General features: G+C 46.2%; 6 protein-coding genes. 4 read left to right on the forward strand and 2 right to left on the reverse strand.

The genetic code is table 11. The features are described from left to right. Nucleotides 1-15: 15 nt before the first annotated feature. Entirely contained in the window at nt 16-471 is a 456-nt protein-coding gene (locus H9L11_RS21940) for a methylglyoxal synthase (protein ID WP_005376571.1), read from the forward strand. A 77-nt stretch (nt 472-548) separates the two neighbouring features. On the opposite strand, the gene helD is transcribed toward H9L11_RS21940, so the two are convergent. Next, entirely contained in the window at nt 549-2,618 is a 2,070-nt protein-coding gene (gene helD, locus H9L11_RS21945; protein ID WP_005376572.1) for a DNA helicase IV, read from the reverse strand. Nucleotides 2,619-2,942: 324 nt separating this feature from the next. Between helD and yccS the strand changes: the two genes are divergently transcribed. From yccS to H9L11_RS21960, 3 genes are all read left to right on the forward strand, one after another. Next, nucleotides 2,943-5,096: a YccS family putative transporter gene (gene yccS / locus H9L11_RS21950; protein WP_033906473.1), complete on the forward strand. Its 2,154-nt coding sequence runs from the start codon at nt 2,943-2,945 to the stop codon at nt 5,094-5,096. Between the two features lie 189 nt (nt 5,097-5,285). Beyond that, nucleotides 5,286-5,516, forward strand: a complete 231-nt coding sequence (locus tag H9L11_RS21955; protein ID WP_005376575.1) for a hypothetical protein — start codon at nt 5,286-5,288, stop codon at nt 5,514-5,516. An 80-nt stretch (nt 5,517-5,596) separates the two neighbouring features. Beyond that, nucleotides 5,597-5,899, forward strand: coding sequence for a hypothetical protein (locus H9L11_RS21960; RefSeq protein ID WP_017635368.1), 303 nt, complete (start codon nt 5,597-5,599; stop codon nt 5,897-5,899). Between the two features lie 184 nt (nt 5,900-6,083). Here the strand turns inward: H9L11_RS21960 and H9L11_RS21965 are convergent, their stop codons facing one another. After that, nucleotides 6,084-24,701: a retention module-containing protein gene (locus H9L11_RS21965; RefSeq protein ID WP_205391200.1), complete on the reverse strand. Its 18,618-nt coding sequence runs from the start codon at nt 24,699-24,701 to the stop codon at nt 6,084-6,086.

The raw sequence follows: 24,701 nt of genomic DNA on the forward strand, positions 1-24,701 counted from the left end.
AACGGAAACATCTTGATGCAAAAAACCATTCGTACCATGCCAACCCATAAACATGTGGCTTTGGTCGCTCACGACAACTGCAAACCTGAGCTACTTCGCTGGGTAAAAGAAAACAAAGAAAAGCTACAGAGTCACTTCCTTTACGCAACTGGCACGACAGGACACATGCTGAGTAAAGAAACTGGACTTGCGATCAAGAGCATGATCAGTGGTCCGATGGGCGGTGATCAACAACTAGGCGCTCTCATTTCAGAAGGCAAAATCGACGTTCTCGTTTTCTTTTGGGATCCACTGAATGCCGTACCTCACGACCCAGATGTTAAAGCGCTTCTTCGTATTGCTAGTGTTTGGAATATTCCTGTAGCAACGAACCGAGCCACCGCTAAGTTCCTGTTTAACTCCCCTCTTCTTGAGCAAGAAGTAGACATCGAAGTTCCGGATTACGAAGCCTATCTTGCTGAGCGCATGTAAGCTTTGATGCCAACCAAATAAAGCAAAGGCGATACCAAGTATCGCCTTTGCTGTTTTTAACATTCTAAACGTTGCATTTAACGGGAAGTCACGATGGGATAATCACCATTAACGAGCTCTTGAACGAATGCAGATCCCGCGCCAGTATGCGTGATCCAAACCTTCTCTTTCGCACGTGTAATCGCCACGTAAAATAGCCTGCGCTCTTCTGCGTAAGGGAATTTGTCTTTGGATTCCGTCAACGCACCATCAATGTGAATTTGCTTCTTCTTAGCGGGGAATTGCCCCTCATCCACAGAAAGAATAATCACAAAGTCAGCTTCGCGTCCTTTACTCGCATGGCAAGTCATAAAGCGAATATCGAGATTAGGGAAACGTCGCAACCAATCGTCGAACAAATCGGGCTTATGATAATGGTTACGTCCTAGCAATAAAACTGACTTGGTTTGCTTGGCTTGTTGATTCAAGTGATCCAAGATCTTTTCCACTTGATTGCTCGGCGCGGTATGTACGCTCTTCTGCTTGCGTTGTTTGTGGCTGTTTAGTGTTTTCGGCAACTGCGATGGGTTTTGCTGCACGAATGTATTCGCTACATCACCAATCTGATTGTTGAAACGATAAGTTGTATCTAAGTGATGAACGGTAGAGTGAGCAAAGCGTTCTTTAAAGCCAGTGATAAGATCGACATCCGCTCCTGCAAACTGATAGATCGCTTGCCAATCGTCGCCAACAGCAAATAACGTGGCACCTGCTTGTTTCTGAGTGGATTCACACAGTGCTTCAATCAATGCCAGACGATCTGGAGAGATATCTTGATACTCATCGACCATAATAAAGCGCCATGGCGAGACAAACTTCCCTTTATTCACATAATCTGTCGCACGACTGATCATGGTTGGGAAATCCACTTGGTTGCTTTCTTTAAGCATTTTCTGCCACGCTGTAAAACATGGCCAGCATAAGGCGAGTTCACTATTTAAACGCGTATAGTCTTGGTGGTTTACGAGCTTTTCTTGTACTTGCTTTTTGGTCAACCCTACCGCCGCTAAATGAGACAGCTGCGAATCTAGCCAAGCGATCAGTTTTGGATTTTCTGAATGGCTTCCTAACTCATCATCCCCTTTTAGGTACGCAATCGGCCATTTGTCTAAATGTTTTTGCCAACGTTTAAAGTTGGTGGGTGTCATCCAATGTTTTTTCAACCAGTCTACACACCATGCCGTTCGTTGATTTTCGTCCAACGCTAAAGGGCTAATTTCGACAGGTTGCTGTTCGACTTGTTTAAGAATATACAAGCCCAACTGATGGAATGTGTTGACGCGCACACCGTCTGCCGCCATGCCCACTTTATCTACTAAGCGTTCTTTCATTTCAGTCGCCGCATCACGACCGAACGCTAACATGAGAAGCTCTTCTGCTTGAGCCTGATGGCTTTGCAACAAATAGGCAACTCGTGCGGTTAAAACGCTGGTTTTGCCCGAGCCGGCACCAGCAAGAACTAAGTTGTGGTCGTCGTTGAGTAATACCGCATATTGCTGGGATAAATTCAAAGGAGAGGATTCAATTTGATTAAACAGCACTTCCCAATTTGGACGTTCTGCTTCTAGCCAATCGCGATTACGCTCACCAAGCGCCTCAGAGGTATCAATGAGCCAAGGCTCTATTTGCGACATACGATTCGGCATTCGCATTTTGGCTTCTTCTAGGGTGGTTTTCATCTCGCTTAACTCTTGGTTAAGGCTTTCAACCCAGGAGACCACTTGAGAATGCGATAAGTAAGCAGGCAAGTGCTTTAGTTTGTAAAGCTCTTCTTCCCACTTAGGTAGATACTCAGCCAGTTTTCGGCACTGAGTGTTGTGCCACTCTTGATATTGACGAACGGCCTCAAGCGCGAACTTTCGGCATTGTGGCCACGGTAAACCTTGGACTAGCCAGCTTTGTTGTTTGCCTTCGTGTTCATGAGCAAAAAACTGTAAAGAGCTCCATAATAACCCACGCTTTACGCTAACTTTGCCATTCCAGATCGTAAAAGGAATATGTTCTTCACTGCCTATCGAGCTTAATAAAACACTGTTCTCTTTTATTTCGACGTGATGGTACTCATTTTGAATAAAAAACTGTGCTTTGCTAGTGGCAGTGAGCTGCATGAAACGTGCGCCTTTTAATTTAGAAGTTGTCGATTTATATCATTTTAAGGCGCCAAATTGTAGCAATGGCGAGCACCTAAGTAAGCTTCTTCTTCTATTCTTTAATAAAATTCACATTACTGTCGATTTAATAACCTAAAGCTGAGGTTATTTGAAGCTGGCTTTACAATCCTCAATACATGACCTGGCAGTTTTAATATAAGTCGATGACATCCCTGCTGATTTTATCAACAACCACGAATTTTTCTTAAAGTAAATCATAAACGCGCTATAGTGGGTCTGGTAGTATTCCCCCTGTTCTTCATCGGAAACATAAGGCGCATTGTGCAAGCAACTTCTAAATTTCGGCTATATTGGGCAAACAAGACGATAAATTACAGCGTTCTTATCCTTATTACCTTACTGGGTGTGGTTATCCCAACTTGGTACTTCGAGCAAAACACGCTGATAACGCCATTAATATTAGGTGTTATTGCTGCTGCTTTGGCTGAAAGTGATGACAGTTTCACTGGACGCATCAAGGCTCTGACTCTCACCTTTCTCTGTTTTGCGCTTGCTGCTTTTTCAATTGAAATCTTGTTCGATACCCCTTGGGCTTTTGCGTTGGGATTATTTATCTCAACCTTCGGCTTCATCATTCTTGGAGCGATAGGTCCTAAGTACGCGAGTATTGCTTTTGGTTCGTTGCTGATCGCTATTTATACTATGCTTGGCGCACATGAAAGCACCAACATTTGGTTTCAGCCACTACTGCTTTTAACTGGTGCCGCCTGGTATTACTTCATGTCCATGATTTGGCAGATATTTTGGCCTCTTCAACCGGTGCAACAAAGCTTAGCCAATGTGTTCTTCCAAATGGCGAATTATCTTGATGCGAAAGCCAAGCTTTTTCACCCTGTGACCAACTTGACGCCACAACCGCTGCGGATTGAAGCTGCAAAATGCAATGCTGCCACGGTTACGGCACTAAACGCTTGTAAAACCACATTACTTAACCGATCGAAACGGGGTCACATTGATGGGCCTAGTGACCGATTTTTAAATATTTATTTCATCGCTCAAGACATTCACGAACGCGTCAGTTCTAGCCATTATCGCTATCAGGATTTAGCGACCGAATTTGAACGTTCTGATGTGCTGTTTCGTTTTAAATATCTTTTGGAGTCTCAAGCCCAAGCGTGTCGTGATATTGCACTAGCCATTCAGCTAGGAAATGAATACTCCCATACCGATCAATCTATTCTGGCATTAGCTGAAGTACAAAACTCTCTTGCTTATCTAGAAGAACAAAAGCAAGGGCACTGGAAACGTCTGCTGATGCAGTTAACATATTTATTCAATAACTTAGCGACGGTAGAAAAACAACTTAATAACATTAACAACCCAGATGTTGAAGGCCTCGAAGAAGATACCCTCGCCGATACCAACCCACACACGCTAAAAGCGATGTGGCAGCGTATATCAGCAAATTTACACAAAGATTCGATGCTGTTTCGGCATGCATTACGTATGTCAATTGCCTTAACGATTGGCTATGGAATCATTCAAATATTCAACATCGACCGAGGTTACTGGATACTCTTAACCACTTTATTCGTATGCCAACCGAACTACAGTGCCACTCGCCAAAAATTGACGGCAAGAGTAATAGGTACATTAGCTGGTTTGTTGATTGGTGTACCATTGCTGACTTTTTTCCCTTCTCAAGAAAGCCAGTTAGTATTTATCGTTATCTCTGGTGTGATGTTTTTCGCCTTCCGGATGAACAACTATGGGTACGCGACTGGTTTTATTACACTGCTCGTCCTCTTCTTATTTAATCAACTAGGTGAAGGTTACGCAGTTGTCCTTCCTCGACTAGCAGATACCCTCATCGGGTGTGTGCTTGCAGTAGGAGCAGTATTAGTTATTTTGCCCGACTGGCAGTCGAGAAGGCTTCACAAAGTTATGTCGGATGCGATAGAGGCGAACAAGCAGTATCTCGATCAGATCATTGGTCAGTATAGAATCGGCAAGAAAGACAATTTGAGCTACCGTATCGCTCGCCGCCAGGCCCATAATAATGATGCCTCACTCTCTTCTGCGATTAGTACGATGCTGGCGGAGCCTGGCAAATATCGCGCAGCTGTTGATGAAAGTTTTCGCTTCCTAACGTTAAATCACGCAATGTTGAACTATATTTCTGCATTAGGCGCGCACAGAACTCGCATCGAAGATGAGTCAATTCATAAACTCGTTTTAGATGCTCACCGTTGTATTCATCAGCATCTGGATGTACTTCATAAACAGCTTCACCAGCATTGTGAGGAGTGTGACCTATCTAATATTGATGATGCTGGACTCGAGCAACGCTTAAACGAATGGCGCGATGAAGACGACAGCTCTGCCCGCATGGTATTGCAGCAACTTCATCTTATCTATCGCATGCTCCCAGAGCTTCATTCACTTGCTAGTAAGTTTGCCGTCAGGGTAAGTTAGTAACATTCAAACCATATGTAAGAGGGAAGCGCTATATCGCTTCCCTTTTTCTTTTTACGCTTCCATCTACCCCAAAGTGGGTAATTATGTACCTTCTTAGGAAAAATCTGACGTATCACTTAACACACCTTGACAATATTCGGACAAAAAGCAATCGATCAAATTCTAATCTATTTTGGTTGAATAAATATGTTGTATCCAAAGGATGAAGAATTTCGGGCAACGACGGATAAACCGAATCACGACGAAGGTATTGAGATGAACGCACAACAATTTAATGAACTTAAACAAAAGCTCAGTGATTTAACGGCAAGTCAGTTAAAGTCATTACAAGGTGAGATCAGCGTGAAACTAAATAAAGCGCAAAAACCGGTTCTATCTGGTGAAGAAAGAGAAATGCTTGCCAAACTGTTTGCCTAATCAAGTCATTGATATAAAACACTTGAACGTTTTATAAACTCCACCTATGCTCTCACTATCATAATGTTGGGAGTAGTGATATGCCTGTATCAGGAATTCAATCTGGACACCACATCGTTCAGATGTCACAACAAATGGCCGAGAAAGCTGCACATGGCATTTACAATAATGTAAGTAAGGTAAAAGAAGAGCTTTCTGATCACAACATCGATTTAGCTGCGGTTGCGGATGTCGCAATAACAGCCTCAACACCTAGCCTTCCCTCTCAAAAAGTTGAATCTCTCATCAACCTAGCACAAGCCGCTGGTTATAACCGAGTTGGCGCGTCTGTCATAGAGAAAAACAATGAAATCATTGGCAGCTTGCTAGACATCCACGTTTAGGCGATTTAACGTCAAATTATCGCTATTTTAATTTCCAACTATCACTATAACGTCGTAACAAGATAACCCCTTTGCTTCGCTCTTTCTTTCTATTTCGATTCAAATATCTCCTGTTTAAAATCAAGCTTTCCCGAAAAAAATGGGCGGCTTATCAGAGCCGCCCATTTTTGTGTTGTATACAGGTTTATCCGTTATCAATAACACCGTTGTTCAGCAATGACTCTACAATCTCGTTGGAGCTGAGACCGTTGAAGTCGATTGAAGTACCTAAGTTTTCCACGACAATAGTCTGCTGAACATTTGCATCCGTCGTAATGTTCAGAGAAACACTTTCCGTCGATGCATCGTAGTCTGCTGAAATGTGACCAAGCAGATCATCCATGTCGATCATTGAGTTATTGAGATCATAGATAACTTCACGTAAATCGATACTGTCTTCGTTAACAGTGAAGTCAGTAATGGTATCCACTGCCCCTTCATCAACGGAATCTACCGTCCACTTGAAGATATCGCTGCCGTCTCCACCCGTTAAGATATCTGAACCTAAGCCACCGATAAGCACGTCATCACCATCACCACCCAGAATAACGTCGTCACCGTCTCCACCAATCAAGTTGATACCTGTGTCTCCGCCGACTAAATAGCTGTCGTCCACTGCGGTTGACTGGTCAATATCGTCGCTATCACTACTCACATCCAAACTAATTTGGACAGGTGAAGACTGCGCTTCATCGCCATTAGATTCCGTTGATATCGCCGTAAGCGAAATATCGTAAGAACCGACATCAATACCACTGTTAGTATCTGTTGCGACAATTTCTAGCGTATCAATTTCATCGCTTGGTACTGTCCAAGTGGTACCATCGAAGCTAATGCCTGATGGAGAAACGCCACTTGTTACCTCAGCACTAGCTGGTACGCCCGTTAGCTCCAAAGACAGCACCTCGTCAATATCAGTAAGCGCCGCCATGATTCCGACAATCGCTAAACCTTGACTGCTCGCGGTTTGGCTAGCCGCAATTTGACGAATGTAATTAAACTGAGGATTTATACTCAATGTAGGTGCATCAGCTACAGGTGTCACATTGATAGTGAAATCTTGATTCGCTTCCAATGCGGTACCCGCATTTTCGAAGTACACGCCGTTGTCTTCGACTTTCACCGATAAAGTGATTGAAGCTGCGTTGACATCTCCTGCATCCACAAATACACCCTCAGAAGCGTCTGTTGCTCCAAGAACGGAGTTAATATTATCTGGTGTGCCCATTAGGGTTATTTCACCAGCCATCCCCGCCCCAACAGTCACACCACTACCTGCTGGCGGCTCGACACGAAGGTCGCCCTCGGTAACTGTAAGAGTCACCGTCATGATTTCATTCGCCTGCGCACCAGTGAAGTCGATGTCACTTACACTAATACCCGTTATTTTCTGGCCATCGGCTTCGTTGATCGTATCCGTTACCGATGCTGCAGTGATTTCAGGTGCGTCATTGGTCGCTTCAACATTCAACACTGCTGTGCCCGCGATTGTAATTGGGTCTGGAGCGCCGTTAGTGGTTCCGTCATCTGTGATTTCATAAGTGAAATTAACGTCACCAAAGAAATCTGCTGCGGGTTCAAACGTCCACTCTGTCGCACTCACTTGAGTCAGCGTGCCGGAAGCTGGGTCCACTAACGCAACATTATCGACGGTCAAGTTGTCTGACTCAGGATCACTTGCGTTGCTCAGCAACTCAGTAGTCGTAATAGTTACCGAACCACCATCTTCTTCGGTACTACTCAACGTTACCTCTGATGTTACCGGTGCATCGTTCACCTCAGTGACTTCGAAGGTCGCCGTTCCTGACACCGTTTGAGGATCAGAAACACCGTTCGTTGTACCGTTGTCGGTAATGTCGTAGGTCAGATCGACCTTGCCGTTGTAGCCAGGCGCAGGAGTAAATGACCATGTACCTGTTACGTTGTCGAAATCCAATGTGCCGCTGCTTGGGTCAACCAACTGGACATTACTCACCATCAAGGTGTCGTTTTCAATGTCAGAAGCATTCGCTAACAAATCAGCTTGGGTAATTTCAACCGCCGTACTGTCTTCTGCGATATCAGAAAGTACCACTTCAGACGTCGTTGGAGCATCATTGACTTCCGTTACGTTGAACGATGCGTTGCCGTTAACCGATTTAGGATCGGATGCACCACTTGTCGTGCCATCATCTGTAATGGTGTACGTGATTTCAACTGGACCGTTGTAATCTGGTGCTGGGGTAAATTCCCACTCTCCCGTACCACTGTTGAAAGTAATGCTACCCGAATTCGGATCCGTTAACTGAACATTGCTGACCGTGAGGTTATCGTTCTCTACGTCTGTCGCATTCGCAATAAGATCCGCTTCAGAGATGGAGAACACACCACTATCTTCTTCAATATCCGGTAGCGTCACTGGCGTAGTTTCTGGGGTATCATTCACCGCTGTCACTTCAATATTGAAGCTGCTGCTGTTGGTATTTAGGGTGTCATCTACCCCACCAATTACGATACCTTCATTACCTTGGTCATCGACTGTCACGTCCACCTGAACGTCACCAAAGAAGTTCAGGTCTGGATTAAACTCAATCAGACCGTCTGCAATGGCATTGTTTAGATCGGCCACTGTACCTTTCAGTTCAACGGAGTCCGTACCATCACCGCTCACGGTTAGGTTGTAAGTAGCGATGAGCGTTGGATTAAGCTCCAAGATACCGCTGTCGACGTTCACATTGAGTACATATTCAGCATTCGGATCATCGAGTACGGCATCAATATCGGTAATGCTGAAACCATCAAGCAGCATTGGCGTATCTTCTGGTGTTTCCACATCCACGGTATTGACGAACTCTGGACGATCGTTCACTGCTTCAACATCAACAGTGACATCAAACTCCTCTGCGGAGCCCAAGCTTTGACTGCCATCGAGCCCAGTATCAACGGCTTGCACTTTGAAATGCAGCGAACCATCCCATGAGTTATCGTTGCGATCCCCAGCATTAAACACCACTTGATCCAAGTCTTGAGCATTGATTTCTAAGACAAAAATGCCGCCGCCTTGGTCAGTAAACACTGTCCCATCAGGTAATGAAACACTCGCCCCATCAGGGACATTGGAGACCTCAACTCTCAGCGTCTCTGGATCATTTTCCTGGTAGTTTGCACCATCTCCGATGGACTCTTTGTTATCAACCACTAACGCATTTACATTAATAACAATGTCTTCGCCCTCATTACCTGCAGCCGAAGTATCGGGATTCACATCAACATCATCACCAATAGGATTGACAATAAGCGTAAAGTTGTTGTTTCGTTCCGTTGGAACTTGTAGCAACTCCTCTTGAATGAAGACCGTAATACCTATCTCAGCCTCGCCACTAAAGTGTTTTGGCGGTTTAATTTGGATGTCACTCAGGTCAATGGACGTCTGAGTGAGATCTTTTAGTTGAATACTCCATTCGCCCCCACCGTTGTTCTTAACAACATAATCAGAGGAATTGGATTTAACGATAAAGTCATCAGGAAGCCCCGTTAACTTGAGTGAAACGAAACTCTCAGAACCGTCATTATCGTTCAGGCTGATCGAAACACCAGAGCCCGATTGATTCAGCGAAATTAAAGTATCTTCGTCACCAATCACCGTGATTGGCTGCGTCGGATCGGCACCTGTAATGGTAATGTCATCAACGACTGGCGTAACTTCAAATGTGACATCGTCAGTGAAGGTTCTCACATCTATATTATCGCCAGAGTTATTCAAGATAGACTGATCAAACACAGCTTCATCAGTAATTTCTCCCTCGATATTAATCTTGACGGTATTTTGGCCACCACCTACGGGGTAATTTTCTTTTGGCTTAAACAGAACATTGTCAAGCGCACCAGCTAAAATCTCAGCTTCATTAAACTCAATACTGGTTCCTAAGCTGTTACCATTGGCATCAACAAACTCACCTAATGTTGTGTCATCAAGCTCTAACTTGATGTTCGTTAGTGTTTCTCGACCACCTTGAGTGTTGTTAAATTGATCGGCAAAATCAACACTCAAGTTAAGTTGGATTAAGCCATCTTCGTAACCAACACCATCCGCCGTGGGAACGTCGTTATTTAGATCAGTTACAGGTTGTTTGTTTGCATCCAAGCCGAAAGTACCAACGATATCTACTTTTACATTCGGTGTGACATCGCTATCCAACGGCTGATCCCCGGCTGAACTCGGAACGTCTGCAACCGGTAAAACCTGAACTGGAAACTGGACATTATTTTCTTTTTCATCACCGGACTCAGTGTCTTTAGTGACAAACCGAATTGGTAATTCGAAATCACCTGCGTAATCTTCTGCCAAGTGCATCGTCAAGCCATCAAGGCCAGTAATATTTCCACTCGCATCGATATGGGCTTGGAACACGTATTTACCATTGACAAAATCAACATCCGTCCCCGTGATCACCAAACCAGGAGGAATGCCAGGAGCTGTCGGGTCGACGATAATAGTTAAGACATCTTCAACACCATCTGCATTAATCGCATCGACTTTCGACGTCAACTGAGCACCAAGGTTAATAGAATTGTCTTCCAACGCTTGAATTTGGACATCATCAGCCACCTGAATCTCTGCCGCTACACTCATTTTCGGTGTGAGGACGGTTGGAAACTCTAGTGTCACATCCGTTTGACGCACGACCGTCGCATCTTTTTCGTTGCCCAAATCTTCGCCCAAATCATTCACTTCTGCGTAAATGGTTAAGCCAATTTGAGAGAGACCACCGTTATCGCCATCGTCACTGTCATCGTTTGGTGTTAAATCAAGTCCAGACGGCGCTTTAATTGAGAAGTTGTCTTCATTAGTTACTGTCCAACGACCTCCACCTTCATTTAGTGCACCGACGATAACCAATTGGTTGAGGATCTCAGGGTCCACATTGTGAAATTGAACAACAAGTTGAGTCACCACTTCATCTGAAGACGCATCAAACTCTTGGTATTTAATGATATGAGCGCCAGATTCGCCCCCCATAGAAGTGTTGATCGTAAAGTCAATGTTACCTTGATCATCTGACTTCACGATATCGGTAGCACCACCACCACTTTCAGTGACAAGCAGACGGGTTTGGTCATCTATTGCCCCCGTATTATCCTCTGGCTCAACGATTGGATTAACTTGGACATTCACCGTACCATTGATGGTTTTCTCAGCGATACCTTCACCGGGATTCGAAGCGTCAACATATTCATGGTCAATCTCTTTCACAGTGACGGTCGTGGTCAAGTCAAAGTCAGTACTTGAATCCTGCTCCAACTGGACTTGAACATAGCCACTTTGAGAGATTTTAGCGGAAAAATCTTGCTCTGATTCACCGGCTTGCGGTGAAAGCGTTAGTGTTCCAGAAACAAGCGCTTGTGCCACACCATCTACATAGACCGTGCTGCCTGGAGGAAATCCAGAGATGGTTACATCACTAAAGAATTCATCGGTATCAGGGCTTTGTACGAGCGTCGGTTTCCAATCGATGTCAAAGCGCGTATCTTCATCTCCCTCCGATCGAACAACGTAGTTATCTTGAGCATCAATAACGGGTTCGACCTTGATCCTTACCTCTCTTTCAATCACACGACTATGACCATCATTCTCGGTAACAATGATCGTCCCTGTAATCGCAATGTTTTCGGTTGAAGAGGCTTCTGGAATAATTTGAATACCGGAATTAAAATTCAGCCCAGTGATGTTTGCTTCGTAAATCGGTTGACCGTTACCATCATAGCCAACAAAGGTGAGGTCAACGCTTGAACCGTCTGAATCTACGACACGAACACCGTCGGGGATGTTGGACAGGATAACAGTAATGGCTTCTGAATCATCCTGTGGTCTATCGGCAACTTCACCAGATACAACCGAGAAGTTGAGGTTTACAACACCATTCTCTTCAATAGTCGTCTCTATTCCGGCCACATCTCCGTCTACGAATCGGTTCCAAACGTTCCCCGCGTCAATTAATACCGTGTCTGGTATGTCAGCAACACCTTTTACACCAACGATGACGGTCTTACTGCCCAGTGACAACACATCTTCTGTCGTACCGGTAGACAATGATGCTGTGTCTTTCACAATGCCTTCGACATTGAAAGTAAAGTCATCATTGCTGTGCAACGGAGGAAGAACTTCGACGTTCGCTAATTCAGACTCTGGCACTTCGTAATAAAGTACATTGCCGCCTGAATCGGTCACTTCTACTATCTGACTTGGGTTTGCTGAGTCCAGCCACACCAAAGTAACCCCATCAATTGAGAAGTTAGAAATGCGCACAAATAACGCTTCAGAACCATCTAAGTCCGCTGATGGTTTCATGGTGATCACTTCACTTAATTGGAGTGGATCGTGATCAGTGACAGGGTCTACCGTATTTTGAGTTCGAGCATTATCCTCAAACACATTAATTCGGTTTACAGTAAAACTACCTTTATCCGCAACTGGGTTTACATCAATAATGATGGTTTCGGTTTCTGGGCGAGCGGTATCTTTCCCAAGCAGTGGATTGTTGTTTTCCGTCGTAATAGCGGTGACATCAATTCTGATTTCGCCCGAGAAGTTATCTATCGGATCAACTTGAACTTCATCAATTCGGCTTGCATCCACCAGATAAACACCACCGGATTTTGGTATCGCACTACCATCTGAATAGACTAACTCTGCGTTACCTTCTCCTTGTGTAAAGACAAGCTCGTACACAATGCCTTCTGGGTTACTAGTGTCTTGGGTTTCAGCCGTGATGTTAAGTGCGACATTGTTTCCATCTTCATCAACCGAGTAGTTAAATTCGCTGCTTGCCGTCCACGTTGCAATATCTGCTACGGCAGCAACTTCAATGTATAAACGACCATTAATCGTATGATCTGGCGTACCATTGTTAAGAATTTCCACGCGGATACGAGGATCGATACCAGAAGCATCGGTTGATGTATGACGATCTGGTACGAAGTACAAGTTATCTAACGAGACAAGCTCACCATTGAATGACTGCTCAACATTTGATGCGTCGAGAACAACCGTATTGCCCACAGATGTTAATTCAATGTAGTTGCCACTGCCGTCTCTGTAGTAGAACGTACCGTTGTGAGTATCAGCATCTCGAATAGTGATGTCACCTAAGCTCTCGTTACGGTCGATATCGTGTAAATTGATAACCAAGTCGACTTTCGCAGGGCTAACATCCAGCGTCGACAAGTTGTCCTGAGTATTTGCAGAGTCAACGCCCACAACGACACCATCACGCCCTTGGTCTTCGAACGCAGTAACGGTAGACGTGTCAATTTGCGCATTGCGGTCTCTTATCGAGATATCCACATCGGCATCTGCGATATCGCCATCACCATCGGTTGCAACAACGTTGATGGTGAAATCAATCGAGTCGGTTTCGGTATGGTCAAGGTCGTCATTCGGACGGAATGACACACTGCCATCGGTTCGAACAACCAAACGACCGATTTCAGTATCCACTCCGTCAAGAACCTTGTGAACAAATACGACTTGGTCGCTGCCGTTCAAATCGACAGAATCAGAATCAACACCATTTTGCTTAAAGTAAATGCCTGAATCATCAGCCGAGAATGAAGTCACTTGTGCGCCGTCAGCACCAAGGTCATCATCCCCCTCTACAGGGTCTCGGAATAAACGAACCGTGCGGCTGCCTTGCCCCTCAACACGCGAAATAGATGCATCGTGCAAGGTTGGAACATCATCGGTAATCGTCACTGGTAAGTTAATACCTGCCGTATCACCATCGACATCGGTCGCAAAGACTGGGAGATCAAGTATGAGTGTATCTTCGCCTTGAGTTGAGTGATCTAGCGCACCCTCAAGCGTAAACTTGTAAGAGCCGTCAGCGTTCAAAACTAGTGTGAACACTGAGTTACCATCAGGTGTTTGACCTTGATAAGTAAAGTTGTTGTTGCTTACCGCGGTTTGAACTAACGTCACCGCAAAACCACCTGAAGTTACTCCTGGTATCGGGTTAGAAGTAAGATCCAGCTGATAAGAGACAACGGTATCTGCCCCTTCCACCGTATCGAAATTGCCCGTTGCTTCTAGGCTGTCTTTGTTGGTTGCCTGAGAGCCGTTGGCAAGGTCATCCTCATCAACAGCCAAAGCATCTGCTGATTTAATTTCGGGAATGTCATCAACTACGGTAATTGGAAGATTCAGTGATGATGACGTGTCACCATCAAAGTCTGTTACTGTAATTGGAATATCAATGACAAGGTTGTTTTCACCTTGAACAGCGTCATGGTCGATTGGTCCCAACAGCTCAAATTGGTAGCTGTCATTATTCGCATCAAGAGACAGCGTGAAGATCTTAGTTGATGTGCCAGTAATAACCGCTTCGTAACTGGTTACTCCACCATTCGTGCTTACTAGATTCAACTCGATGCTGCTGCCGTTCGACGTTAAACCAGACACGACTGCATCGAGGTCTGAAACTTGGTAGCTGACAATCTTGTCTGCACCAGCAACGACCTCAAATCCGCCGTTCAATACCGTTGAATCACTACTTGTCGTGTCAGAGCCACCGGAAAGATCATCTTCATCAACGGTTTGTTGGCTAGAGTCTGTCACTTTCACAATAGCTGGGACATCGTCCACCACGGTGATCGGCAAGGTGATGTTATTGGACACATCGCCATCAAAATCAGTCGCGTTGACTGGGAAGTTAATGACCAACGAGTTTTCATCGTTACCCGCAGGATGATCAAGTGCACCCAACAGTTCAAATTCATAACTGTCTGCTGAACCATTTAGCGTCAGTTTAAAGACGGTGTCCGTCGTACCTTGTACATAAGCTCGGTACTCAATCACACCGTTTGAATTTGAAAACTCAACCAACTCAAGCGGTTGACCACCTGAGGTAAGGCCAGAAACAGGCGATGTTAAACTATCCAACTGGAAGCTAACGATAGAGTCGGCACCATCAGTAACGTCAAAGTTGCCACCAATGATATTGGATTCTGGCGTGTCGTCCGAACCTTGGCTTGGAATATCATCCTCATCCACAGACAAGGTACTACCAGAGCTAATAGCATCAATGGTTGGTTTGTCATCTACGATCGTCACTGGCAAGGTCGCAGTGATGGTATCGTTGTCGCCATCCGTGATCTTCACAGGTAGATTCAACAAAATCTCATCAGAGTTAACCGCGTGATCTAACTGACCAGATAACTCAAAGTCGTATTTACCATCTTGATGAAGTGTCAACGTGAAGACCGTCACTCCACCCGGTGTTTGTCCCACGTAAACAAGCGCGTCAGCAGTTGAAGCGCCAACGTCTTGAGAAAGTGTTACCTCTTCTCCACCCGATTTCAGATTCGGGATAGGATTTGAGCTTAGATCCAATTCGAAAGCATCAATACCATCTGCGCTAGTGACTTCGAACTCACCTGATACCGTTAATGGCTCTTTCGTTCCATCAGAACCAAGAGGTAAGTCATCTTCGTCGACACGTAGACTTTCAATATTGGTAACAACTGGAACATCGTCCACAACGGTAATTGGCAATGTGAAGGCTGGTGAAGTATCACCATCATTATCTGTCGCCGTCACAGGGAGGTTAATAACAATCTCGTTTTGCTGATTACCATCGGGATGATCAAGCGGCTTCTGTAAATCGAACTCGTAGGTGTTGTTCGTTGCATCCAACGTCAGTTCGAACACCACTTCAGCAGGATTGCCTGCGACACCTTGGTATACGTTCACGCCGTTTGCGCTAGAAGACAGAACTAAGGTGATAGCTTCACCATCTGAAGTCAGTGACGCAACAGGCGTGGTCAGGTCACTCAGCTGAATAGAAGCAACTTGGTCAGCACCTTCGGTGATATCAAAAGTACCTGAAATAACAGTATCTTCTGCACTTGCAGCATCCGTACCTGCTGGTAGGTCATCTTCATCAACGGTTTGTTCGCTGCCTGCTAGTAAACCGTCAATGGTCGGAACATCATCCACAACCGTAATTGGTAAGGTGATGTTGTTCGACACGTCTCCATCAAAGTCAGTCGCGTTTATCGGTAAATTGATGACCAGTTCATTTTGGCCATCAGCATTTGGATGATCGAGAGGAGCAAGCAAATCGAAAGTGTAGCTATCATCAGAAGCATCGAGAGTCACACGGAATACTGGTGTCGTCGTGCCATCAATACGAGCTTCGTAAACTGAAACGCCACCTGCGTTTGATACTTCAACCATAACCAGAGATTGACCACCAGAGGTCAGGCCTTGTACTGGCGTCGTTAGGTCAGAAACGCTGTACTCGACAATGCCATCAGAACCATCAGTCGCGATGAAGTTACCGGCAATGCTGTTCGACTGTGTACCATCAGATCCGATTGTTGGGATATCGTCCTCATCAACCGTTTGCACACTTGTTGCTTCGATGCCACCAAGTGTCGGTTTGTCATCAACGATCTTGACAGGAATTGTCTCAGCAGAGGTATCGCCATCAAAGTCTGTTGCGATGATTGGGAAGTTGAGCGTTAACTCATCACTATCAACAGCATGATCGATTGGGCCTTCAAGCGTGAAGTCATAAGAGCCATCAGTGTTCACTGTCAGTGTAAAGACCGACTCGGTGCCTGCTGTTGCTTGATAGGTAAAGCTGCCGTCGCCATTTGCGGTTTCAGCCAATGTGACTGCCACGCCTTGTGATGTGAGTCCAGCCACTGGTGTTGCTGAAGCATCAAGCTGATAGCTCACTACTCGGTCCGAGCCTTGTGTGGTGGTGAAGTTGCCATCGATTGAAATCGGGCCAGTCTGATCCGAACCAATCGTGCCTAAGTCATCTTCGTCAACGGTAATTGCATCGACATCGGTAATGGTTGGCTTATCATCCACGATGGTGACTGGGATCGTTTCTGTGGTGGTATCACCATCAAAGTCCGTCGCGATGATTGGGAAGTTCAGTGTCAGCTCATCACTACCCGTCGCATGGTCGATTGGACCTTGCAGCGTGAAGTTGTATGAACCATCCGTATTAACGGTCAGCGTAAATACTGCTTCAGTTCCTGCTGTCGCTTCATAAGTGTAGCTACCGTCGCCGTTTGCAGTTTCCGTCAGCGTGACGGCCACACCTTGTGATGTCAGACCATCAACTGGTGTTGCAGCAGTATCTAATTGGTAGCTCACTACCCCATCAGAGCCTTGCGTTGTAGTGAAGTTGCCATCGATTGAAATTGGATCTGAGCCATCAGAGCCAATCGTCGCTAGGTCATCTTCATCCACACGGATTGCGTCTACATCAGTGATGGTTGGTTTATCATCAACGATGGTGACAGGTAGTGTTTCCGTCGACGTGTCGCCATCAAAATCTGTTGCGATAATCGGGAAGTCGATTTGTAGACTGTCACTATTCACCGCATGGTCTAGTGGACCTTGCAGAGTAAAGGTGTAGCTGCCATCTGGCTTCACAACCAATTCAAATACGGCATTGCCATCTGCTGTGGCAGTGTAAGTAAAGCTGCCATCACCATTTGTTGTCTCAGTAAGCACGACAGGCTCACCATGAGAGGTCAACCCTGCTACTGGATCTGCTGTTGCATCAAGCTGGTATTTAACAACACTGTCCGAGCCTTCAGTTGTGGTGAAAGAGCCCGACATAAACGCATCATCGTTTTGGTCTGAGCCAATTGAGGCAAGGTCATCTTCGTCTACTGTTAGTGGGACAACGTTATCGATGGTTGGAACGTCATCAGTAATCGTGACTGGAATAGTCGCGGTTGTCGTATCGCCATCAAAGTCTGTTGCAATGATTGGGAAGTTCAGAACCAATTCATCGCTGTTTAACGCGTGATCGATTGGCCCTTCCAGACGGAAATTGTATGTGCCATCAGCATTAACATTCATGGTGAAGACCGGATTGCCATCCGCGGTAGCCACGTAAGTGAAGCTGCCATCAGCATTCGCATTCTCTACCAAAGTAACAGGCTCACCGTGAGAAGTTAAACCTGCGACAGGATCAGCCGTTGAATCAAGTTGGTAGCTCACTACACGGTCTGAACCTTGGGTAGTGGTGAACGCGCCTTCAACAAACACAGCGTCACTTTGGTCTGAGCCAATACCTGATAAATCATCTTCGTCTACAGCCAGAGGCACAACATTATCGATGATTGGCGCATCATCCGTAATGGTGACTGGAATGGTTGCCGTGGTCGTATCACCATCAAAATCGGTGGCAATAATTGGGAAATCAATCGTCAGGCTGTCGCTGTTAGCGGCATGGTCAATCGGGCCTTGCAGCGTAAAGTCGTACGTACCATCTGTTGCGACATTCAACGTGAAGACAGGATTGCCGTCAGCGGTGGCCACATAGGTAAAACTGCCGTCACCATTCGCGGTTTCCACCAAGGTAATCGCCTCACCTTGAGATGTCAGACCCGCAACAGGATCAGCGGTTGAATCCAGTTGATAGCTCACCACTCGGTCAGAGCCTTGTGTGGTCGTAAACGCGCCTTCAACGAACACAGCGTCAGTTTGGTCTGAGCCCACGCCGCTAAGGTCATCTTCATCGACACTCAACGCATCCACCGCTGTGATGGTCGGTACATCATCAACAATCGTGACTGGAATGGTTTCAGTAACGGTGTCGCCATCGAAGTCGGTTGCGATAATTGGGAAGTTGAGTGTCAGCTCATCACTATCAACCGCGTGATCAATTGGCCCTTCTAGCGTGAAGTTATAAGAGCCATCAGTATTCACTGTCAGCGTAAAGACCGCTTCAGAGCCCGCTGTTGCTTCGTAGGTAAAACTGCCATCACCATTTGCAGTTTCTGTTAGCGTGACAGCCACACCTTGCGAGGTTAAACCGTCAACTGGTGTTGATGTGCCATCGAGTTGGTAGCTCACCACTCGGTCTGAACCTTGCGTGGTGGTGAAGTTACCATCAATAGAAATCGGGTTGCTTTGGTCTGAGCCAATTGACGCTAGATCATCTTCATCAACCGTAATGGAATCCACGTCAGTAATAACTGGCTTATCGTCTACGATCGTCACTGGGATAGTGGCATTTGTGGTGTCGCCATCAAAGTCGGTCGCGATGATTGGGAAGTTCAGTATCAACTCATCACTATCTACTGCGTGGTCGATTGGACCTTCAAGCGTGAAGTTATAAGAGCCATCAGTGTTCACTGTCAGCGTAAAGACCGCTTCAGTACCCGCTGTCGCCTCGTAAGTAAAGCTGCCATCACCGTTTGCGGTTTCAGTCAGCGTGACGGCCACGCCTTGTGATGTAAGGCCGTCAACTGGTGTTGCAGAAGCATCAAGCTGATAGCTCACCACTCGGTCCGAGCCTTGTGTGGTGGTGAAGTTGCCATCGATTGAAATCGGGTCAGTTTGATCTGAGCCAATCGTGCCTAAATCATCTTCATCAACGGTAATCGCATCGACATCGGTAATGGTCGGCTTATCATCCACGATGGTGACTGGGATCGTTTCTGTGGTGGTATCACCATCAAAATCCGTCGCGATGATTGGGAAGTTCAGTGTCAGCTCATCACTGTCTGTCGCATGGTCAATTGGCCCCTGAAGCGTGAAGTTGTATGAACCATCCGTATTCACGGTCAGCGTAAATACGGCTTCAGTTCCTGCTGTCGCTTCATAAGTGTAGCTACCGTCGCCGTTTGCAGTTTCCGTCAGCGTCACTGCCACACCTTGCGATGTTAGGCCATCAACTGGCGTTGCAGCAGTATCTAATTGGTAGCTTACTACCCCATCAGAACCTTGCGTTGTAGTGAAGTTGCCATCGATTGAAATTGGATCTGAGCCGTCAGAGCCAATCGTCGCTAGGTCATCTTCATCCACACGGATTGCGTCTACGTCAGTGATGGTTGGTTTATCATCAACGATAGTGACAGGTAACGTCTCCGATGAGGTGTCGCCATCAAAGTCTGTTGCGATAATCGGGAAGTCGATTTGCAGACTGTCGCTATTCACCGCATGGTCTAGTGGACCTTGCAGTGTAAAGTTGTAGCTGCCATCTGGCTTCACAATCAATTCAAATACGGCATTGCCATCTGCCGTGGCTGTGTAAGTAAAACTACCGTCGCCGTTAGCAGTTTCAGCAAGCACGACAGGCTCACCATGAGAGGTCAACCCAGATACTGGATCTGCGGTTGAATCAAGCTGGTATTTAACAACGCGGTCCGAGCCTTCAGTTGTGCTGAAAGAGCCCGACATAAACGCATCATCGTTTTGGTCTGAGCCAATTGTAGCGAGATCATCTTCGTCTACCGTGAGTGGAACAACGTTATTAATGGTTGGAACGTCATCAGTAATCGTGACTGGAATGGTGGCGGTCGTCGTATCGCCATCAAAGTCTGTTGCAATGATTGGGAAGTTCAGTACTAGCTCATCGCTGTTTAACGCGTGATCGATTGGCCCTTCCAGACGGAAGTCATATGTACCGTCAGCATTCACATTCATGGTGAAGACCGGATTGCCATCCGCAGTTGCCACGTAAGTGAAGCTGCCATCGGCATTCGCAGTCTCTACCAAAATAACAGGCTCACCTTGAGAAGTTAAACCTGCGACAGGATCAGAAGTTGAATCAAGTTGGTAGCTCACCACTCGGTCTGAACCTTGAGTGGTCGTAAACGCGCCTTCAACAAACACAGCGTCAGTTTGGTCTGAGCCAATGCCTGATAAATCATCTTCGTCTACAGCCAGAGGCACGACATTATCAATGATTGGTGCATCATCCGTAATCGTGACTGGAATGGTTGCCGAAGTCGTATCACCATCAAAATCGGTGGCAATAATTTGGAAATCAATCGTCAGGCTGTCACTGTTAGCTACATGGTCAATCGGGCCTTGCAGCGTAAAATCGTAAGTGCCATCTGTTGCTACGTTTAACGTGAATACCGGATTGCCGTCTGCGGTCGCCACATAAGTAAAGCTGCCATCACCGTTGGCGGTTTCCACCAAGATAATCGCCTCACCTTGAGAGGTCAGCCCCGCAACAGGATCAGCCGTTGAATCCAGTTGATAGCTCACCACTCGGTCAGAGCCTTGAGTGGTCGTAAACGCGCCTTCAACGAACAGATCGCCGCCTGGGTCTGAACCCACACCGCCAAGGTCATCTTCATCGACGCTCAACGCATCCACCGCTGTGATGGTCGGTACATCATCAACAATTGTGACTGGAATGGTTTCTGTGACGGTATCGCCATCAAAGTCGGTTGCGATAATTGGGAAGTTCAGTATCAGCTCATCACTATCAACCGCGTGATCAATTGGCCCCTCTAGTGTGAAGTTGTAAGAGCCATCAGTATTCACAGTCAAAGTAAATACAGGGTTGCCACCCGCAGTCGCTTCATAAGTGAAACTGCCGTCACCGTTTGCCGTTTCAGTCAGCGTTACCGCTACACCTTGCGATGTTAAACCGTCAACTGGTGTTGATGTGCCATCGAGTTGGTAGCTCACCACTCGGTCTGAACCTTGTGTGGTGGTGAAGTTACCATCAATAGAAATTGGATTGCTTTGGTCTGAACCGATTGACGCTAGATCATCTTCATCAACCGTAATGGCATCCACGTCAGTAATAACTGGCTTATCGTCCACGATCGTCACAGGGATCGTGGCGTTTGTGGTATCGCCATCAAAGTCTGTTGCGATGATTGGGAAGTTCAGTGTCAGCTCGTCGCTATCAACAGCATGATCGATTGGCCCTTCAAGCGTGAAGTTATAAGAGCCATCAGTGTTCACTGTCAGTGTAAAGACCGACTCGGTGCCTGCTGTTGCTTGATAGGTAAAGCTGCCATCGCCGTTTGCGGTTTCAGTTAGCGTGACTGCCACGCCTTGTGATGTGAGTCCAGCCACTGGTGTTGCAGAAGCATCGAGCTGATAGCTTACTACTCGGTCCGAGCCTTGTGTGGTGGTGAAGTTGCCATCGATTGAAATCGGGCCAGTCTGATCTGAGCCAATCGTACCTAAGTCATCTTCATCAACGGTAATTGCATCGACATCGGTAATGGTCGGCTTATCATCCACGATGGTAACAGGCAGTACGATTTGGCTTGTGTCACCATCGAAATCGGTAGCAATAACGCTAAAATCGAGGGTTAAGCTGTCGGTATTTGCCGCATGGTCGATTGGACCTTGCAGCTCAAAACTGTACGAGCCGTCGGTATTCAAAATCAATGTGAAGACTGCGCTGCCATTTGCCGTTGCGCTGTAGGTATAGCTGCCGTCTGCATTTTGCGTTTCGGCGATGGAGACGGTTTGACCTTGAGATTGCAGGCCATTTAAAGGATCAGCGTTTACATCCAACTGATACTGTACGACGCCATCAGAACCCTGAGTCGTCGTGAACTGACCTTCAACCAGCGTTGGCTGTGATTGGTCAGAGCCTACCGAACTTAAGTCATCCTCATCGACGGTAAGAGCAACAACGTTGTTAATGGTTGGCACATCATCAGTAATGGTAACCGGTAGAACAAGTGAACTGGTGTCACCGTCAAAGTCCGTTGCGACAATAGTAAAGTCTAGAGTTAAGCTATCGCTACCAACAGCATGATCGATTGGACCTTCAAGGGTAAATGAATAAGAACCGTCAGGGTTCACTTGTAAGGTGAAGATAGCGTCCCCTTCTGCCGTTGCAGAATAGGTAAAGCTGCCATCTGAATTGACAGTTTCCGTCAGAGAGATAGATCGACCCTGTGATTCCAACCCATTGAGTGGATCAGTGCCGCTTTCTAATTGATAACTTACAACACGGTCTGAGCCCTGAGTCGTCGTGAAACTACCTTGCGCGAACACAGAGTCGCTTTGATCGGAGCCAATGCTTGATAAATCGTCTTCATCGACGGCTAGCGCATCAACGCCATCAATCGAAGGAACGTCATCTTGAACTTGAATGACAATTTGCGCTGCTTCTGGTGTGTTCGAACCTTCAGTAATCGAGGAACGGTCACCATCCGCATCTACCGCGTAAACTGGCAGTGAGAAAGTAAGCGAGTCATCGTTAGCACCCGTATGGTCAAGTTGTTCATACAAGTTGAATTGGTATTCGCCCAATGCAGGAGCATCAATCGCCACATCAAATACGGTAATACGCACGCCATCCAGCTCGATGAAGCCTTCGTAAGTACGCACACCGTTACTCTCGGACGCCAGTTCCAATTGAACAACCTGCCCTTGAGATTGGAGTTCTCCACCAACATTAAACTCTGTAGGTTCCAACTCATAGTGATCAATGATGTCACTTCCGACCGCTGTCGTGATCGACCCGGTACCACTTGTTACTGCCGCGCCTTCCTGTGAACCTTGGTCAACCCCCGCCTCGTCTAAAGACAATCCCGTCGCGTTTTCAATCACTGGATTATCGCCATCAAGGATGGTCATCGTAAAGGTGTTGCTTGCCGTATCTTGGTCAAAGTCAACGATTGTGGTTGGTAAAGAGAGCTCAATCGTATCTTCACCGTTTGCTTGTTCTAACGGCTTAAATTGCTCAAATTGGTAGGTACCATCGGTGTTCAGACTGATGGTTAAGACGGTTTCATTCGAGCCAGCAATGGACAAGGTGATAGTACTGCCGTCTTCAGAGAGTACCGCTTCTGTCGCCTGATTATCACTCAATAGGCCATCGAATTGACTAAGTCCTTCTTGATTAAACGTGACTGTTGCCAATTGATCACTACCAATATCAACAAAGGTGCCAGTGATTGGTGTAGAAGAAGATTCAACGTTTTCAAAAGTAACGTTTTGCGGCGCAGGATCATCGCCATCAATAACGGTTGTCGTAAAATCGATAGGCGCTTGAATGCTATTACCACCAATATCTGCGCCTGTAATGTCAAAAGCGATATTGACTTGATCACCGACGATAGATACTTGGCCATCAGCGATGGACGCCACATGGTCAATACCCTGGCTAATCGTGGTAACGACCTCTAACTCTAAATCACGGCCTAAAGATGTCGCTTCGATCTCGATACGAAGCACTTCGTTACCACCTTGAGTGCCGATAATGGCATTTTGCGCTTCGTCGTAAACGAACGCCACTGGCTGACCACCAGAGGTAATGTCACTATTTAACTCGGTTAACAAAGACTCTAATGAGGACGTTTCAGGTACAAATGAAGCAGTATCAAGTGCGAGATCCCCTGCTTCAACCAGCACACTAGAAGAAATGGTTTGCGGGTAGCTAGATAGAGAAATTGAGCCTTCTGTTACGTTAGATTGCAGTGACTGCCCACCATCAGCAAAGATCGTGACATTCAAACCGTCATCTTCGTCGCGATCATCTTCTCCGCTGCGAGTCGCAGACGTTTCAAAAAAAGTAGACGCGAGTACTTCCGGGTTATTATATTCAACCGTCACGTAGCCAGCATTAGCCGAGCCTTCAGCACCTGCGCCAGCAGCTGTTGCTTCTAAGATAGCGGTAGGGTCAGCTCCGTCTAAAATAGCTTGCTGGATAGCGGCAATATCGTTTGCGTCGAAGTCAGCACTTCCAATAGCCGTTGGGTCAAAAGTCACCAAGCCATTAACTGGAGATTGTACCAATACTGGTTCTAACGGTTCAGAAGAAGGCACAGGAAGACAAGCAACACAATTTGCATCGACCAGATAAAGCTCATTATTTATCTGTACGTCGAGAGAAGCATTATTTTCTGTGATAATAATCTCGCCAGGTCTTAACTCATCCCCCGCTTTTATGACCTTAACGTTTCCATCCAGGCCCAAAACCAAAACTTCACCTTTGACAGCATTTACAATCGCGCTCTGCGGTACCGTGTGCGTACTCAT

Source organism: Vibrio sp. sp1 (assembly GCF_016920955.1).
Classification (GTDB): Bacteria; Pseudomonadota; Gammaproteobacteria; order Enterobacterales; family Vibrionaceae; genus Vibrio; species Vibrio alginolyticus.